The following is a 16,884-nucleotide window of genomic DNA, read 5'->3' as shown; positions in this document are numbered from 1 at the left end:
CGCGCAGCAGGCGGACCCAGATGCCGACCAGCGGCAGGTTGATGACCAGCAGCATCAGGTTGCCGACCCACATCGAGGCGATCATGCCCCAGACCAGTTCGGGCTGCTTCTGCATCACCTGCGGACCCGGCACGATGCCGTGGATGGTCATCGCGCCAACCATCAGCGCCATCACGGCGTTGGGCGGGATGCCGAGCGTCAACAGCGGGATGAACGAGGTCTGCGCTGCCGCGTTGTTGGCGCTCTCCGGCGCCGCAACGCCCTCGATCGCACCGCGGCCGAACCGCGACGGATCCTTGGCCAGCTTCTTCTCCAGCGTATAGGCCGCGAACGACGCGATCACTGCGCCGCCGCCCGGCAGAATGCCGAGGATCGAGCCCAGCACTGTGCCGCGCAGGATCGCCGGCGCAGAGTCGATCATGTCCTTCTTGGTCGGCATCAGGCCGGTGACCTTCTGCTGAACCAGATCGCGATCGCTTTCACCGCCCGCATCCAGATTACGGATGATTTCGGCGAAGCCGAACAGGCCCATCGCGACCGTGGCGAAGCCCAGGCCGTCGGCGAGTTCGGGAATGTTGAACGCCATCCGCGACGCGCCGGTTTCGATGTCGGAGCCGACCATCGACAGCAGCAGGCCGAACACGATCATGGCGATCGCCTTCAGCACCGAGCCCTTGGCCAGCACCACCGCGAAGATCAGGCCGAGCACCATCAGCGAGAAGTATTCCGCGGGGCCGAACGCCAGCGCCAGCTTGGTCAGCGGCGCGCCGAGCACCGCGATCAGGACGGTGGCGACGCAACCGGCGAAGAACGAGCCGATCGCCGCAATTGCCAGCGCCGGACCGGCGCGGCCTTGCTTGGCCATCTGGAAGCCGTCGAGCGCGGTGACGACCGAGCCGGCCTCACCGGGAATGTTGACCAGGATCGACGTGGTCGAACCGCCGTACTGCGCGCCGTAATAGATGCCGGCGAGCATGATCAGCGCGCCGACCGGCGGCAGGCCGAAGGTGATCGGCAGCAGCATGGCCACCGTGGCGATGGTGCCGATGCCCGGCAGCACGCCGACCAGCGTGCCGACCAGTGCGCCGATCAGGCAGAGCAGGATGTTGATCGGAATCGGAATCGACATGCCGTGCAGGAACGCCGGGGTCCATTGCACGAACTGGAATACGACGCCAAAGCCGAGACCGAGATTTGAAAAAAGATCACCCATGATGCCCTCAGCGATTCAGGAATGACGGCAGCATCTGCAACGGCAGACCCAGCGCGTAGGGAAACAGGAGCGCGCAGAACGCGGTGAGGCAAACGCCGACGATGAAGGTTTCCTTCCAGCGCGTCTCATGGGTGCCGAGCGCGGCAATCATGAAGCTGGCCATCGCGGAGAAGATCATGCCCATCGGGCGGATGCTGAGGGCGAACACCAGAATCGCCAGCGACACGAACAGCGGGCCGCGCCAGGCATAGACCGCGAGCCCGGGTCCTTCCGTGAGGATACCGACGACGGTGATGGCCACGCCGAGCAGGAGCAGCAGGACGCCGAACATCCGCGGTGCGGTGCCGGCGCCGAACGAAAAGCCGCGCATGCCCTGAAGGTCGCTGGAAGCCCACAGTGCGAACAATGCGATCGCCACCAGAGCCAGACCGCCAAAGAAGTCCTGCGGCGCCTTGATCCAACCCGGCAGAAGCGAAGCTTCCGGCCTGTGGCTCGGTATATCACTCATTGGTACATTTCCCCTTTAACGAGCTTGGTGCCCACGTCTTTTGGAAAGCAGTAAACTGCTCCCGACCGAGCCTGCCTACCGATTTTCTGCAGACAATGCCAGCGAAACCAAACACGATCGCCGTTGCGTCGAGCGAGGCGAGCCAATGTACGCAAGCCACGCAACCGATGGCAGCGCCTGAGGCGCCACCTGATCCGAGGTTGCGCCGGATAGAGACGGCGTGCGCGCGCGATGCCGCTTTATCCCCTGCTGTTTCCACCCTATATAAAGCCAAGCTAGTGTGCTGACCTCGGGCTTCGGACGGGGTAACATGGGAGAAACGGCGCGAGTCGGGCCCGGCATCGCCGCCGCCCCGCGCTTGGCCTACCAACGCGACGGGACTGACTGATGGCAACCGATCATATCCGATACGATGTCCTGGCGCGCGACGCGCTGCGCGGCGTGCTGCGCCGCGTCCTGATCGATGCCGCCGAGCACGGCCTGCCCGGCGAACACCACTTCTTCATCACCTTCGTGTCGACCGCCGACGGCGTCAAACTGTCGCCGCGCCTGCTGGCGCAGTACCCGGAAGAGATGACCGTAATTCTGCAGCACCAGTTCTGGGACCTGGTGGTGACCGAGGACCGCTTCGAGGTCGGCCTGTCCTTCAACGGCATTCCCGAGCGCCTGGTGGTGCCGTTCAACTCAATCAAGAGCTTCTTCGACCCGTCGGTGCAGTTCGGCCTGCAGTTCGAGCCGACCGAGGCCTCGGCTGCGGAGACCGCGGACGCTGAAACGCCGGCCGCGAGCGCCGCCTCTGCCCTCGCCGCCCCTGCCGCCGCGCCCGCGCCCCAGTCGGACGATGAGCCAGCCAAGCCGAGCGAAGGCGCCGAAGTCGTCCGTTTAGACCGCTTCCGGAAGAAATAACCGACGGTACGGTGTAGGATGCATGGGCCGCTGACACGCGGCCCATAGGCGTGCGCAGCATTTGGCTGGATCGCGACGCAGCATCGCACAGGATACACCGTTCATGGCAAAGCCATCGAAGCCCCCCGCCCCTGCGACCCGCACCGAGACCGACAGCTTCGGTCCCATCGAAGTCGCCGCTGATCGCTACTGGGGCGCGCAAACCGAGCGATCGCGGCAGAATTTCAAGATCGGCCATGACCGGATGCCGATGGGCGTGGTTCGCGCGCTGGGCGTCGTCAAACTCGCCGCGGCGCAGACCAATCTAGAACTTGGCCTGCTTGACCCGAAACTGGCCCGCGCGATCATCAGCGCCGCGCGAGAAGTCATCGATGGAAAGTTCGACGACCAGTTTCCGTTGGTGGTGTGGCAGACCGGCTCCGGCACACAGACCAACATGAATCTCAACGAGGTCATCGCCAACCGCGCCAGTGAGATGCTCGGCGGCGTGCGCGGCAGCAAGAAGCCGGTCCACCCCAACGACCACGTCAATATGAGCCAGTCGTCGAACGACTCGTTTCCGACCGCGATGCACATTGCCGCCACTCAAGGCATCGTCGCCGACATGATCCCTGCACTGAGCGAGTTGCTGGCTGCGCTGCACAAGAAAGAGAAGGCATTCGCCAAGATCGTGAAGATCGGCCGCACCCATACACAGGATGCCACGCCGCTCACCCTCGGCCAGGAATTCTCCGGTTACGCCGCGCAGGTCGAGAGCGGTATCGCGCGTTTGCGCACTGCAGTGAAAGATCTCTATCCGCTGGCGCAAGGCGGCACCGCCGTCGGCACCGGTCTCAACTCGAAGCCACGCTTCGCCAAGCTGTTTGCGAAGCACGCCGCGGCGATCACCAAACTGCCCTTCACCAGCGCCCCCAACAAGTTCGAAGCGCTCGCCTCAAACGACGCCTACGTGTTTGTGCACGGCGCGATCAACGCCGTGGCTACCGGCCTGTTCAAGATTGCCAACGACATCCGCCTGCTCGGCTCCGGACCGCGCTCCGGCCTCGGCGAATTAATCCTGCCGGAGAATGAGCCCGGCTCTTCGATCATGCCGGGCAAGGTCAATCCCACCCAGTGCGAAGCGATGACGATGGTGTGCTGTCAGGTGTTCGGGAATCACACCGCGATCACGGTCGCCGGGAGTCAGGGGCATTTCGAACTCAACGTCTACAAGCCGGTGATGGCATATTGTATGATGCATTCCATACAATTGATCGCGGACGTTGTGAAATCATTCACCGACAACTGCGTCGCCGGGATCCGCGCCGACGAGAAGCGCATCCACGACTTGATGGAGCGATCGCTGATGCTGGTGACCGCCCTCGCTCCGAAGATCGGCTACGACAACGCCGCCAAGGTGGCGAAGACCGCGCATGCGAACGGAACAACTTTGAAAGAAGAGGCTGTGCGACAGGGGTTCGTCACATCAGTGGAGTTCGATCGACTCGTGCAGCCGGTCAAAATGATACATCCCGGATAGTCGCTAAGTACCGGTCACGGCTTGTTGAGAAGGACCGCCCGTGAAAATTGGTATAACTTACAGCGACCAATTATTTGCAACGGCAGAGTCTGCGGCTTTTTTACCGAAACGGTGCAGAAGATGACATCGGCGGCCTCCGCATCGAGTTATATTTCGCCGAACTCGAATGAAACTGACGGAGATTTTTTTATGAGTCCTGCAAGCAGTCTTTATTTCGAATCTTGCCGATATACGTGGGTGCGCAAACAAATTATGGCGCCATCAGAATTTTAAATGGCAGGAGCAATCATGGGAGACATCGTTAACCTGAACCGACTCAGGAAGCGTATTGAACGCGAAGACGCGGCCAAGAAAGCCGAAGCCAATCGCGCCCGGTTTGGTCGCTCGAAATCCGAACGAAAATTGCAAGAGAGCAGCACAATCCGTGCAGACAGCATGCTGGATCAGCATCGCATCAATGGCGAGGACGCATCATGAAATCGCCGGTAGTTAAACGGTCAATCGTCGTCGCGGGTCACAAGACCAGCGTCAGCCTCGAAGAGGCATTCTGGAACGGCATGAAGGAAATTTCCAATCTTCGTGACATGACGCTTTCAGAACTGGTGGGTGAGATCGATACCAATCGCCAGCAGGGCAACCTGTCCTCGGCAATCCGGCTCTTCGTACTGGACTACTTCCGCACCCGCGCCGTGCCACACCCGTACGTGCAGGAACACAGCGCGTCGCTTTAGGCGCCTGGATCGTCTGTCCGCCGTGAGCGGTAGACGATCGACTTCCTGACATTCATAGAAATCTAGAACGCCGGCCGCGGTGAGCCCGCAACCGGCGGCGTCAACATCAGTGGCGGAGCAAGCCGCGGCTTCGGCACAGCTCTGGCTGCACCCGGCGCCGGGCGGATTTCGATCGGCGCAGGCAGTGGGGCGAGCTGCGGACTGACAACAGGCCCGGGCGCAATCGCGGCGCGTGGCGCGACAGGTCTCGGCTGTCGCCGCGGATCACGATCAGGAACAGCCACATCAGGCGCGAGTGGCGCAGTCTGCTCCGGGATGGTTTGCGGATTTAGCTTTTGTTGCGGTGCAATGGCAGCAGGCGTCGTCGCGGTAGGTGCTTCGCCGCGTTCGAGCGAGTCGAGGCGTTTGGTTTCGCGATCGATCGCACGCACCGCCAGCCACGACGACAGTGCGGCGACATCGATGGTGCGCTCAAGCCGATCCGGCGTTCCCACGGCGAATATCTGCAGTTCCGGACGGATGCTTGACGATCCCTGCGCGGCAGCGGTCAGGCTGGCGCGAAGGTCGGTCTGGTCGGCGGCGATATCATAGCCGCCGGACACCACGGCACGGGCGCCGTCGGCATCGAGCGTGGTGGCGCTGACGCGCAGCCGGCTATCCTTGATGATGAAAGGAATTTGCGCCGAAGCCACCGACAGCGATCCCGCCGACAGAACCGGCGTGACGACGCGCCGCAGAGCGTCGTCATTGGCGACCTCGCCGCTGTCGCTGGCGCGAATGGCGACGTCGATGGCCCGGGGATCGAGACCCGCGACGCGGGCCCCTTCGATGGTCAGCGATCCGTTGCCAGACATCGCGCCCTCAAGCGCAGAGGCGCTGCGGCCTTGGCTGGTGAGCGTCATGCGCATCGACGCGCGGCCGGCCGGCATCGTCAGTGAACGATAGCGCAACGCGGCGCCATCGACATTCGTCAGTTGTACATGGCCGTTGAGTGCGTATCCCGCCGCCGTCGGTCGGGCGTCGAAATCTGCCGCCAATTCGCCACCGCCGATAGTGCCCTTGATGGCGTCAATGCTGGTGGAGATGCCGTCGCTCTTCAGCACGCCGCTGACCGGACGGAGTTCGCTGCCGCCGGGCAGCGCGCCGCGCAGCGACTGGAATGCGAGCTGACCACGCCAGCCCTGCAACAATCCCAGACCCAGCGGTTCGGTGACATCGTGCCCGCGCGTTCCGATCGCCAGCGCGACGGCCGGCGCGAGGTCGATCGTGTCCATGCCGATCTGGCCATCGATCGCCTTTTCGGCGCCAAGCGTTAGCGCCACGCGGCCGCGGATCCGCGAGCCCGCCACCAGGCTGTCGATATCCTCGAAGCTCAGCCTGCTGCCGGCGAGTGTTACGCGCGACGACAGGCTGATGCCCGGCGCAAAGGCGGCATCGGACGGCTTGAGACCGAACAGCGGCGCCAGATTGCCCCGACGCATGGTGAGCGAAACTGTCCCCTTGGGCTGATCGCCCCAAGGCTCGGCATTGCCTTCGACGTCGCCGTCGAGTTCTGCGCCCGACAGCCCGGCCTTGATGCGCAGTGCCGTTCGCCAGATCCCCGTTGCCGACCCCTCGAAGCTGACAGGCGCGTCTCCGGCCGCGATCGCGCTGCCCAGCCCCAGCAAGGCCAGCATTTGCCTGCCCGGCCCCGACAATCTGGAATCGACGCTGACCTCGGTGCGCGACAACGCATCAAGATCGATGCCGCGCAGTGCTGCGGCATCAGGGGTTGCCGTGACCGTTGTGCTGCCCTTGATCGCCGGCGCGTCGATCTCGAATGTCGCGCGCGCGCTGCTGCGCCCCGCCTGCTGCGGATGCTTGCGAAGATCGAGCCCCAGCCTGACGCGCACGGCTCCCGGTGCCGGGGCCAACGCGCTGAGCCGCGCGGCGACCGCGGGCGCCAGCGGCGCAATCATGCTGCTCAATTGGCCAAGCGATGGCGACGTCGCGCTCATGGCAAGGTTGCCGGTCGCCTCACGGCGATCGAACGCACCATTGCCGTCGAGCATCAGACCGCTGGCCTCGCCGACCCTGAAGCGATCGAGCGAGATCGATGTTGCGTTGTAGCCGAGCTGCGCCACGAACGGCCGCATCTCCTGTCCCGCGGACGTGGCGCGGCCGATGTCCAGCGACAGTTTCCCGGCGTCCGGCCATTCGGCCTGCGGACCGGCGAGCGAGCGCACCAATGCCGCCGCCGAATCCAGATCGAGCCGGTCGGCCTTCAGATCGGCATCGAAACGCGAGTCGCCCGCTTTGCTGGAAAAAGCGACGCGGCCTTCCATCGTGCCGCCATCGATCTCGGCCTTTAACGCATCGACGGCGAAACTGTCCGCCGCAGCGGTGACGTTGCCGCGCAGCCGCAGCGGCTTCTGGTTGCGATAGGTGACTTCGCTGCGGCCCTGCAGCCAGGCGGCCAGCGTGTCGGGATCGCTGGAATCGATACTCACCGTGCTCTTGAAGCCGCCTGCACCCGACTGTGCCACCGCGCCGCTCAGCGCGACGCGGGTATTGCCGGGTGCGCGCAAATCGAGCTTGTCGATGGCCCAGGCCGCCGTGTCGCCGCGCAGGTCCGCACCGATATTCTGGATCGGGCGTCCGCCGAGAATAACCTGCTCCGCGCTGATCTCGATCTGTGTCGGCAATGGTGCCGGCGGAATTTCGGCGAGCAGCTTGCGCAACGCCGGCAGCAGCAGAATTCGCTCATCGCTGCCGTTCTCCTTGGCGAGCCAGCGATCGGCGTCGAACTGTTTCGAAGACAGCACCGCATGCAACAGCGGCGACGCGCCAAAGCGAAGCTCGGCGAGCCCGGCCAGCTTCAGCGCGGTCTCCTCGGTACCGTAGCTGGCTTCGATCGTGTCGAGCCGCGCCGCCGCGGGATCGGCCTTCACCTTGGCGGCTACCCGCCACGACGTTGCACTCCTGTCGTCGGCGTTCCTGACTTTCACGCCAGGCGGGCTCGCCAGAAGGATCGCGCCCTCGAAGCGCGGCGCGCGGGCGTCGAAGTTCAGAATGCCATCAAGGTCGATCGACAACGGCCGCTCGCCGGGATCGATGTTGAGATGCACGCGCGTGCCGTTGCCGTCCGCGGTGTCGCCCGAGGCCAGCCGAAACGGATAGCGCGCGCCGGATAGCGAAAAGTTGCCCTCGCCGCGCATCGCGCCCGCAGCTAGCGAACGCACGTCGCCGCTGAAGGCGATATCGCTGAGTTCAAGCGTCGTGCGGCTCGCCGCATCATGCAGCGCGACGCGGCCGGTCACACTCAACCGGTCGATCGCCAGCGCGCCGAGATTGAACGGTCCTGTCGCGGTGGGAAGGTCGAGACGGCCTTGCGCGTCGAGTCCGAGATCGACTGCAGCGCCATTGATGGTGAGTTCTGTGGCGCGCCACTCGCCGCGCATCAGCGAGCTCAGATTGAATTCGACCTCGAGCCGGTCGGCGCGGATCCGGCCGGGATCGTTGGGACCACCGACCGTGACGTTGCGCAGCCGCAGCGACGGCGCCGGCAGCAGCCGCGCATCCAGCGTGCCGCCCACGCGAACCGGCGCGCCGACCACGCGCGTCGCCTCCGCTTCAAATTGCGGCCGGAACTGATTCCAGTCGATGAAATACGGCCCGATCAGAGCGGCAATCAGCGCCAGGATGAAGGCTATCGCCAGGCCGAGCAGCGTGGTCTGCACGGAATCTCCCCTTGGGCATGGTCCGGCGCGATGCCGCCCGCTTGCCAGGCAAGGCGCATTCCAGAGCGAGATACGCCGGAGTGCGATCAATTATAGAGCCAAGTGTGGCGAAGTCACAGCGTCAGGAGGCCCGCGGCAATGCCTGCGCCTGGTGCAGGCGGCCGGCGACTGCCCGGACCTTGCCCGGCGCAGCGACCCAGATCGCCGCCGCGGCGACGAGACTGATCACGCCACCGATCGCAAAGGCCAGCGTGTAAGTGCCGGTCAGGTCGTGCAAGAGGCCGGTCACGAACGGTCCGGCGGCGCCGCCGGCGAGCGCGGCCAGCATCAAGGTCCCGAAGATGCTGCCGAAGTGTTCGCCCTGAAAAATCTCCGCGACCACCGCGCCCATGATCGAGGTCACGCCATATCCGAGCAGGCCCTGCGAAATCACCATCACATAGACCAGCGCCAGATGCGGCGCATATTCCAGCGCGATCAACGCCGCGAAACAGATCGCAAAGCCGAGCCCGCTGATGCTCCAAACCCATTCACGACCGATACGATCGGACAGGTGCCCCAGAAAAATCTGACCGGGAATGCCGAACAGGCTGACCAGACCGAGTGCCCAAGCGGCTACCCCCGGGGTAAATCCGATATCGAGCAGATATTTGGTCTGGTGGACCTGCACCGCGTACCAGGCGTAAAGCCCGCCAAAATAACCGAGCGCCAGCCACCAGAACCGCGCGGTCCGCACTGCACGGCCGAGCGTCCAGTCGATGCTGACCCAGGCGGGATCGACGACGTTCGACACCGGCCTGGTGGATGCACTGGGCGCCGGATCGCCGTCGGGCAACAGGCCCATGTCCTGTGGGCGCTTGCGCAGCAGCAGATTGATCGGGGCTAGCACGGCCAGCACCAGGATGCCCATGGCGGTGCAGGCGGTGCGCCAGCCGGTCTGCTCGATCATCGACTGCACCCACGGCAGCACGGTGATCGAACCGATGCCGACGCCGGCAAAGGCGATGCCGACCGCGAGGCCGCGTTTGCGGCTGAACCAGTTCGGCAGAAACAGCGATTGCCCGGAATAGCCAAGACAGATGCTGCCGGCGCCGACCAACACGCCAATAGTCAAATAGAGGTGCCACGGTTGCGTCGTCAGCGGCGCCAGCAACAGGCCGGCGGCCATCAGCACGACACCCAGCTCCATCACGGCACGCGGGCCGGCGCGGTCCATCAACTTGCCCATCGCGGGGCTCATCACCGCCGACACCAGAAAGCCGAACGAGAACGCACCGGCGGTGACGCCGCGGTCCCAGCCGAACTCGTTCAGGATCGGCGGATAGAACAACGAGAACGAGGTGCGGGCGTTCACTCCTATGGCCATCGTGACAAAGGTCACGGCAACGATGATCCAGCCGTAGAAGAACGGAAGCCGCATCGGACAGGCCTGTTCTGGACGCTCCCGCGTCGGATTCCCCGTCGCTCTCAACGCCCGATCGGAGGTGCAATTTTTTGTAACAGAATGGTATTATGCAACTTAGAACTGTTTAAGGACGGTTAACTTGCTCCCCGGCTCCGTTCACATTCCGACCGCTGAACCGGACGACGGTCGAAAACGTGGCGTCAAACCTGCGGCAGAATTTTTCCAGGATTGAAGATGTTGTGCGGATCGAGCGCGTGCTTGATCGCACGCATCGCATCGAGCGCTTCGATGCCCAGCTCGTCCTTGAGATATTTCTGCTTGCCCTGGCCCACTCCGTGCTCGCCGGTGCAGGTGCCGCCCATCGCCTGGGCGCGCTTGACGAGGCGATGCATGAAATCTTCGGCCCGCGCGATCTCGTCCGCATTGTTGCGATCGCAAACCACCGAGCAGTGAAAGTTGCCGTCACCGACATGGCCGACAATCGGCGCCAGCAGCCCGATCCGTGCCAGGTCTTCCTCTGTCTCCGCGACGCATTCGGCGAGCCGTGAGATCGGCACGCAGACATCGGTCGCGGCGACATCGGAGCCCGGCCGCATGTATTTCACCGACCAATAGGCGTCATGGCGCGCCTGCCAGAGCTTGGTGCGGTCCTCCGGGCGGGTCGTCCAGGTAAACGCGCCGCTACCGCATTCCTCCGCGATCTCGCGGAAATTCTTCGACTGTTCGGCGACCTCGGCCTCGCTGCCGTGGAATTCCAGCAGCAGCAGCGGCGTCTCCGGCAGGGTCAGCTTCGAATAAGCGTTGCACGCCTGCACCTGCGCCACGTTCAGCAGCTCGATACGGGCGACGGGGATGCCCGTCTGGATCGCCAAAATGGTGGCCCGGCAGGCGCCCTCGACGGTGGCGAACGAACACGCTCCGGCCGCAATGGTCTCGGGAATGCCACGCAGCTTGATGGTCAGTTCGGAGATGATCCCCAGCGTGCCCTCGGCGCCGACAAACAGATGGGTGAGGTCGTAGCCGGTCGAGGACTTCTTGGCCCGCGTGCCGGTCTTGATGATCTCGCCGTCAGCGCGGACCACTTTCAGGGCCAGCACGTTTTCGCGCATGGTGCCGTAGCGCACCGCATTGGTGCCGGAAGCGCGCGTCGAGGCCATGCCGCCCAAGGAGGCGTCTGCGCCGGGATCGATCGGGAAGAACAGGCCCTGGTCGCGCAAATTCTCGTTCAACGCCTTGCGGGTCACGCCGGGCTGGATCACGCAATCGAGGTCCTCGCTGTGGACCTCCAGAATCTGGTTCATGTCGCGCAGGTCGATGCAGATGCCGCCGGCCGGAGCATTGACCTGCCCCTCCAGCGAGGTGCCGGTGCCGAACGCGATCACCGGGATGCGGTTGGCGGCGCAAATGCGCACGACGTCCTGGATATCGGCGGTTTCCTGCGCCATCACCACGCCATCCGGCGGCTGGTTGGCGAGCCACGTGGTTGTGTGGCCATGCTGCTCGCGCACCGCCATCGAGGTAATCAGCCGGTTGCCAAAGCGGGCAGTCAGCGATTCCAGGGCGGTGGCCAGTGCCTTGGGCTCTGGTCGAATCAGATTGTTGTTGGATGCAGCCACGTGAAGTTCCTCCGGCGCGCGGACCGTGGCAAAGGATATATAACGGGTCAAGAGATGCGGGATGATTTGGGACGGAAATGCCGATGACGAAGAGCGCCGAGACGACTGACGACCTCACGCGGCAACCGGTGCCGTACCTCACTTCGGTGCAGCAGATCGAACCGCAATGGATCGACTATAACGGCCATCTCAACATGGCCTATTACAACGTGCTGTTCGACCGGGCGATCGACGAACTCTGGCTCAGGCTGGGAATCGGGCCGCAATACATGAAGGCGCGCAACAACTCGACCTTCACCGCCGAATGCCACGTTCGCTACATCCGCGAAATCCACCTGGGCGACCCCGCGCAGGTCTCGGTCCTGCTGATCGCCGCCGATGACAAGCGGCTGCACACTTTCAAGGAACTGCGCCATGCCACCGAGGGCTGGCTGTCGGCGACCTCGGAGAACATGACCCTTCACATGGACATGGATGCGCGCAAGGTAGCGCCCTTCCCGCCGGATATCGCGGCCCGGGTGCAGGCACTGGCAGATGCGCATCGCGGGGCATCCCGGCCTGATGGCCTCGGCCGCAGCATCGGCATGCCCGCGAAAAAGTAGCGTCAGGCGCGGGTGCGGCCGCGCACCAGGCCGACGACGGCCGAGATCAGGAACAGGATGATGGCGATGAAGAAGATCGCCTTGGCGATTTCGATCGACGCGCCGGCAATGCCACCGAAGCCGAGAACACCCGCAATCAAAGCAACGATCAGAAACGTAACAACCCAGCCGAACATGGCACAACCTCGGTTTTGATGACGCGGCATCGACGCCGCGCTTGATGCCGAAACAAGCCGCAGATGGAACCAAAGTTCCCGGACCGCCGTACCTCTCACATCAACGAATCGAGAGCGAATCGGCCCGCCCGGCGAACTGCTGCGGAATGGCCGTCCGGGGATAACTCTGTCGCCAGAGGCTCCTTGCTCCTATATGCGTCGTATCCTGCTATGAAGGCCTCCCTTTGAAGCTCCACGATGCCACCGTGGATGGAATACGATTCGCATGACCGAGCCCCGCAAACTGCCGAACAACGATCTTCCCGCCTATCAGCCGGCAGCGGGCGGGATCGGCGCGCGCGCGCGCGCGCAGGCAGCGCCCGCGCAATACCTGATCGGGCTCAATCCCGAACAGCGCGACGCCGTGGAGACGCTGGACGGCCCGGTTCTGGTGCTGGCCGGCGCCGGCACCGGCAAGACCAAGGTGCTGACCTCGCGGATTGCCCACATCCTCAGCATGGGCCGCGCGCGGCCCGCCGAAATCCTGTCGGTGACCTTCACCAACAAGGCGGCACGCGAGATGAAGCACAGGCTCGGCATCATGCTGGGTCAGGCGGTCGAAGGCATGCCGTGGCTCGGCACTTTCCATTCGATCGGCGGCCGCATCCTGCGCATCAACGCCGAACTGGTGCAGCTGACCTCCAATTTCACGGTGCTCGACGTAGATGACCAGATCCGGCTGCTGAAGCAGCTGCTGGCGGCCGAAAACATCGACGACAAGCGCTGGCCCGCGCGCATGCTGGCCGGGCTGATCGACGGCTGGAAGAACCGCGGCTTGACGCCGTCGCAGGTGCCCTCCGGCGAAGCCGCGGTGTTTGGCAACGGCAAGGGCGGCAAGCTCTACGCCGCCTATCAGGACCGCCTGAAAACCCTCAACGCCGCCGACTTCGGCGACCTCCTGCTGGAATGCATCCGGTTGTTTCGCGAGCACCCCGACGTGCTGCGCGGCTACCAGCAGCGCTTCAAATTCATTCTGGTCGACGAATATCAGGACACCAACGTCGCGCAATATCTGTGGCTGCGGCTGTTGTCGCAGACCGGGTCGGCCCCCTCTACCTCTCCCGCTGGCGAAGTCTTGCCTCGCGCGAGGGGAGAGGGGACGGAAGTAACTTCACGCACGCCGCGAAACATCTGCTGCGTCGGCGACGACGACCAGTCGATCTATGGCTGGCGCGGCGCCGAGGTCGACAACATCCTGCGCTTCGACCACGATTTCCCCGGCGCCAAGGTCATTCGGCTGGAGCGCAACTACCGCTCCACCGGCCACATCCTCGCCGCTGCCTCGCATCTGATCGCACACAATGAGAGCCGGCTCGGCAAAACGCTGCGCACCGAGGATGTCGCAGGCGAGAAGGTCACCGTCACCGGCTCGTGGGATTCCGAGGAAGAAGCGCGCGCGATCGGCGAGGAGATCGAGCAGCTGCAGCGCGACGGCAACAAGCTCAACGACATCGCGATCCTGTTGCGCGCCTCGTTCCAGATGCGCGAATTCGAAGACCGCTTCGTCACGCTCGGCCTGCCCTACCGCGTAATCGGCGGCCCGCGCTTCTATGAACGCGCCGAAATCCGCGACGCGCTCGCTTATCTGCGCGTGATCAATTCGCCGGCCGACGACCTCGCTTTCGAGCGCATCGTCAATGTGCCGAAGCGCGGGCTCGGCGACGCCACCGTGCAGATGCTGCACGACCACGCCCGCCGGCGCAAAATCCCGCTGTCCGAAGCAGCACGCGCCATCGTCGACACCGACGAGATGAAGCCGAAAGCGCGCGGCAGCCTGCGCGACCTGATGCTGAATTTCGAGCGCTGGCGCAGCCGCCGCGAGACCATCAAGCATACCGAACTGGCCGAGGTCGTGCTCGACGAGAGCGGCTATACCGAGATGTGGCAGAAGGACAAATCCGCCGACGCCGCCGGCCGCCTCGAGAACCTCAAGGAACTGGTGCGCTCGATGGAGGAGTTCGAGAACCTGCAGGGCTTCCTCGAGCACATCTCGCTGGTGATGGACCGCGAGGGCGGCGCTGACGAGGACGCGGTGTCGATCATGACGCTGCATTCCGCCAAGGGACTGGAATTCGACAACGTGTTCCTGCCCGGCTGGGAAGAAGGCCTGTTTCCACACCAGCGTGCGCTCGACGACCAGGGCCGCGCCGGGCTGGAGGAAGAACGCCGCCTCGCGCATGTCGGCATCACCCGCGCCCGCAAGCGCGCCAAATTGTACTTCGCCACCAACCGGCGCATTCACGGCACCTGGAACACGACGATGCCGTCGCGTTTCCTCGACGAACTGCCGGCCGATCATGTCGAGATCACCGAATCCAAGGGCGGCTCGGGCTGGGGCGGCGCCTCCGGCTACGGCCCATCGCGCTTCGATAATGTGGAGTCGTTCGGCTCGACCTATTCAACACCGGGCTGGCAGCGCGCGCAGGCCAATCGCCGCGGCGGCAGCAATGGCGGACAGGCCGGCGGCGGCTTCAACGACAGCCAGTCGCCGTTCGCCTCCGCGCGCGCCAAACCGATGACCATCGAAGGCGAGCTGATCGCCAAATCGACCGGCACGGAGTCGGCGTTCACGCTGCAGGACCGCGTCTTCCACCAGAAGTTCGGCTACGGCGCCGTGATCAAGATCGACGGCAACAAGCTGACGATCGCGTTTGAAAAGGCCGGCGAGAAGAAGGTCGTCGACAGTTTCGTGGATCGGGTCTAGCCGACCTGCCCCCGCGATGCGTTGTCGTCATCCTGAGGCGCGAGCCTTCTTCGGCGAACCACGAAGGATGAATGTTCAACTCTGAACTCGCGGTTATTCTTCGATGCGCGCGAGGGCGCGCCTCAGAATGACGGTGAGCTTGTGGCAAACCAACATAAGCGAAGGAAATCCTGGTGCCGACCTATATTGCATTGATCCAGAAGGACGCCGCCGGCACCTTCAATGTCTCGTTTCCCGACCTGCCCGGCATCGTCACCGCCGGCGATACACTCGATGAGGCGATCGAGGAAGCCGAAGAGACGCTGGAATACGCCGCCGGCGACTGGCGCAATCCGGACGGCTCGACCGGTCTGCCGACCCCGCGCAGCATCGATCAATTGCGCGACGACGCGGAATTCGCCAATGCCGCCGACGGCGGGACCGTAGTCGAGATCGATTACGAGCCGGCAGAGTAGCTCGCCGCTTTCCCGCCCGCGCTCACGCCGCCGAATAGTCGCAAAATCGCCCGTCCTGCGATTGCGCCTCTCCATCCGCGTTCCTATGTACGCACCCCGCGCCCGGCGCGGTCTTCCCGCGCGGTGGCGCCGGCATGACCGTTCCGGCCTTTCGTTGTCGATCCGGATCGTAAAGCACGCATGTCGCCGATCATTTCCATTTCAAAACTCACCAAGAGCTATGCCGGCGGCTTCACCGCGCTGAAGGGCATCGACCTCGACATCAATCGCGGCGAGATCTTCGCGCTGCTGGGGCCGAACGGCGCCGGCAAGACGACGCTGATCAGCATCATCTGCGGCATCGCCAACGCCACCTCCGGCAAGGTGTCGATCGACGGCCACGACAACGTCGCCTCGTTCCGCGCCGCGCGCGAGTTGATCGGGCTGGTGCCGCAGGAACTGCACACCGACGCGTTCGAGACGGTGTGGGCCACCGTCAGTTTCAGCCGCGGCCTGTTCGGCAAACCGAAGAACCCCGCGCATATCGAGAAGGTCCTGAAAGACCTGTCGCTGTGGGACAAGAAGGACAACAAGATCGTCACGTTGTCCGGCGGCATGAAGCGCCGGGTGATGATCGCCAAGGCGCTGTCGCACGAGCCGCAGATCCTGTTCCTCGACGAGCCCACCGCCGGCGTCGACGTCGAATTGCGCAAGGGCATGTGGGAGGTGGTGCGCACGCTGCAATCTTCCGGCGTCACCATCATCCTCACCACGCATTACATCGAGGAGGCGGAGGAGATGGCCGACCGCATCGGCGTCATCAACAAGGGTGAGATCATCCTGGTCGAAGACAAGGCCGGCCTGATGCGGAAGCTCGGCAAGAAACGGCTGACGCTGCATCTGCAAAGCCGGATCGACGCGGTGCCCGCATCCCTCGCGGCCTACCATCTCGAACTGTCGGACGATGGCCGGGGAGTGACCTACAACTACGACACCAAGGGCGAACGCACCGGCATCACCAGCCTGCTCAGCGACCTCAGAGACGCCGGCATCCGCATCTCCGACCTCGACACCACGCAGTCTTCGCTGGAAGACATTTTTGTCAGCCTGGTGAGGGCGCCATGAATTTTCGGGCGGTCCAGGCGATCTATCTGTTCGAAATGGCGCGGACCTGGCGCACGCTGCTGCAGAGCATCGTGTCGCCGGTGGTGTCGACCTCGCTGTATTTCGTGGTGTTCGGTGCCGCGATCGGCTCACGCATCACCCAGATCGAGGGCGTCAGCTACGGCACCTTCATCGTGCCGGGGCTGGT

Annotated in this window: 14 protein-coding genes and 1 pseudogene; 9 read left to right on the top strand and 6 right to left on the bottom strand. The window is 64.1% G+C overall.

The features are described from left to right. Both JWQ24_RS14880 and JWQ24_RS14875 read right to left on the bottom strand, forming a co-directional pair. On the bottom strand, positions 1 to 1,213 hold a 1,213-nt coding region (locus JWQ24_RS14880; protein WP_299809324.1), incomplete at its 3' end, for a tripartite tricarboxylate transporter permease. A gap of 7 nt (positions 1,214 to 1,220) precedes the next feature. Further along, the gene (locus JWQ24_RS14875) at positions 1,221 to 1,721 is read right to left on the bottom strand and encodes a tripartite tricarboxylate transporter TctB family protein (RefSeq protein WP_299809321.1); all 501 of its coding nucleotides are present in this window, start codon (positions 1,719 to 1,721) and stop codon (positions 1,221 to 1,223) included. A gap of 387 nt (positions 1,722 to 2,108) precedes the next feature. Between JWQ24_RS14875 and JWQ24_RS14870 the strand changes: the two genes are divergently transcribed. The 4 genes from JWQ24_RS14870 to JWQ24_RS14855 all read left to right on the top strand — a co-directional run bounded on the left by JWQ24_RS14870 (position 2,109) and on the right by JWQ24_RS14855 (position 4,877). Then, entirely contained in the window at positions 2,109 to 2,627 is a 519-nt protein-coding gene (locus tag JWQ24_RS14870) for a ClpXP protease specificity-enhancing factor SspB (protein ID WP_299809319.1), read from the top strand. A gap of 103 nt (positions 2,628 to 2,730) precedes the next feature. Further along, positions 2,731 to 4,146: a class II fumarate hydratase gene (fumC, locus tag JWQ24_RS14865; protein ID WP_299809317.1), complete on the top strand. Its 1,416-nt coding sequence runs from the start codon at positions 2,731 to 2,733 to the stop codon at positions 4,144 to 4,146. A gap of 288 nt (positions 4,147 to 4,434) precedes the next feature. Continuing rightward, positions 4,435 to 4,623 carry a DUF4169 family protein gene (locus JWQ24_RS14860; protein ID WP_299809315.1) on the top strand — a complete coding sequence of 63 codons (189 nt, stop codon included), beginning with the start codon at positions 4,435 to 4,437 and terminating at the stop codon, positions 4,621 to 4,623. After that, positions 4,620 to 4,877: a ribbon-helix-helix domain-containing protein gene (locus tag JWQ24_RS14855; RefSeq protein ID WP_299809312.1), complete on the top strand. Its 258-nt coding sequence runs from the start codon at positions 4,620 to 4,622 to the stop codon at positions 4,875 to 4,877. The genes JWQ24_RS14860 and JWQ24_RS14855 overlap by 4 nt, the downstream gene beginning before the upstream one ends. A gap of 62 nt (positions 4,878 to 4,939) precedes the next feature. Here JWQ24_RS14855 and JWQ24_RS14850 read toward each other — a convergent pair whose 3' ends face one another. From JWQ24_RS14850 to JWQ24_RS14840, 3 genes are all read right to left on the bottom strand, one after another. Further along, positions 4,940 to 8,596, bottom strand: coding sequence for an AsmA family protein (locus tag JWQ24_RS14850; RefSeq protein ID WP_299809309.1), 3,657 nt, complete (start codon positions 8,594 to 8,596; stop codon positions 4,940 to 4,942). Between the two features lie 121 nt (positions 8,597 to 8,717). Beyond that, positions 8,718 to 10,016 (bottom strand): MFS transporter, encoded by a 1,299-nt coding sequence (locus tag JWQ24_RS14845; RefSeq protein ID WP_299809306.1) that lies wholly within the window; start codon positions 10,014 to 10,016, stop codon positions 8,718 to 8,720. Between the two features lie 185 nt (positions 10,017 to 10,201). Then, entirely contained in the window at positions 10,202 to 11,617 is a 1,416-nt protein-coding gene (locus JWQ24_RS14840) for an FAD-linked oxidase C-terminal domain-containing protein (protein ID WP_299809303.1), read from the bottom strand. 83 nt (positions 11,618 to 11,700) lie between these two features. On the opposite strand from JWQ24_RS14840, the gene JWQ24_RS14835 reads away from it, so the two are divergent. Continuing rightward, positions 11,701 to 12,219 carry a thioesterase family protein gene (locus tag JWQ24_RS14835; RefSeq protein WP_299809300.1) on the top strand — a complete coding sequence of 173 codons (519 nt, stop codon included), beginning with the start codon at positions 11,701 to 11,703 and terminating at the stop codon, positions 12,217 to 12,219. 2 nt (positions 12,220 to 12,221) lie between these two features. Here JWQ24_RS14835 and JWQ24_RS14830 read toward each other — a convergent pair whose 3' ends face one another. Continuing rightward, positions 12,222 to 12,395, bottom strand: coding sequence for a DUF1328 domain-containing protein (locus JWQ24_RS14830; RefSeq protein WP_299809298.1), 174 nt, complete (start codon positions 12,393 to 12,395; stop codon positions 12,222 to 12,224). A 265-nt stretch (positions 12,396 to 12,660) separates the two neighbouring features. Between JWQ24_RS14830 and JWQ24_RS14825 the strand changes: the two genes are divergently transcribed. From JWQ24_RS14825 to JWQ24_RS14810, 4 genes and pseudogenes are all read left to right on the top strand, one after another. Further along, a complete protein-coding gene (locus JWQ24_RS14825; RefSeq protein ID WP_299809296.1) occupies positions 12,661 to 15,138 on the top strand; it encodes a UvrD-helicase domain-containing protein in 2,478 nt (825 codons plus the stop codon). Positions 15,139 to 15,311: 173 nt separating this feature from the next. Beyond that, positions 15,312 to 15,593: a type II toxin-antitoxin system HicB family antitoxin gene (locus tag JWQ24_RS14820; RefSeq protein ID WP_299809293.1), complete on the top strand. Its 282-nt coding sequence runs from the start codon at positions 15,312 to 15,314 to the stop codon at positions 15,591 to 15,593. Between the two features lie 180 nt (positions 15,594 to 15,773). Then, positions 15,774 to 16,697, top strand: a complete 924-nt coding sequence (locus JWQ24_RS14815) for an ABC transporter ATP-binding protein (protein ID WP_299809291.1) — start codon at positions 15,774 to 15,776, stop codon at positions 16,695 to 16,697. Beyond that, positions 16,694 to 16,884: pseudogene (locus JWQ24_RS14810) on the top strand (sugar ABC transporter permease); the annotation flags it as partial. The gene JWQ24_RS14815 and the pseudogene JWQ24_RS14810, both read left to right, overlap by 4 nt.

Source organism: Tardiphaga sp. (assembly GCF_028290495.1).
Lineage (GTDB): Bacteria > Pseudomonadota > Alphaproteobacteria > Rhizobiales > Xanthobacteraceae > Tardiphaga.
Note: the sequence above shows the minus strand (reverse complement) of the source record. Positions and strands in the feature narration are given on the sequence as shown.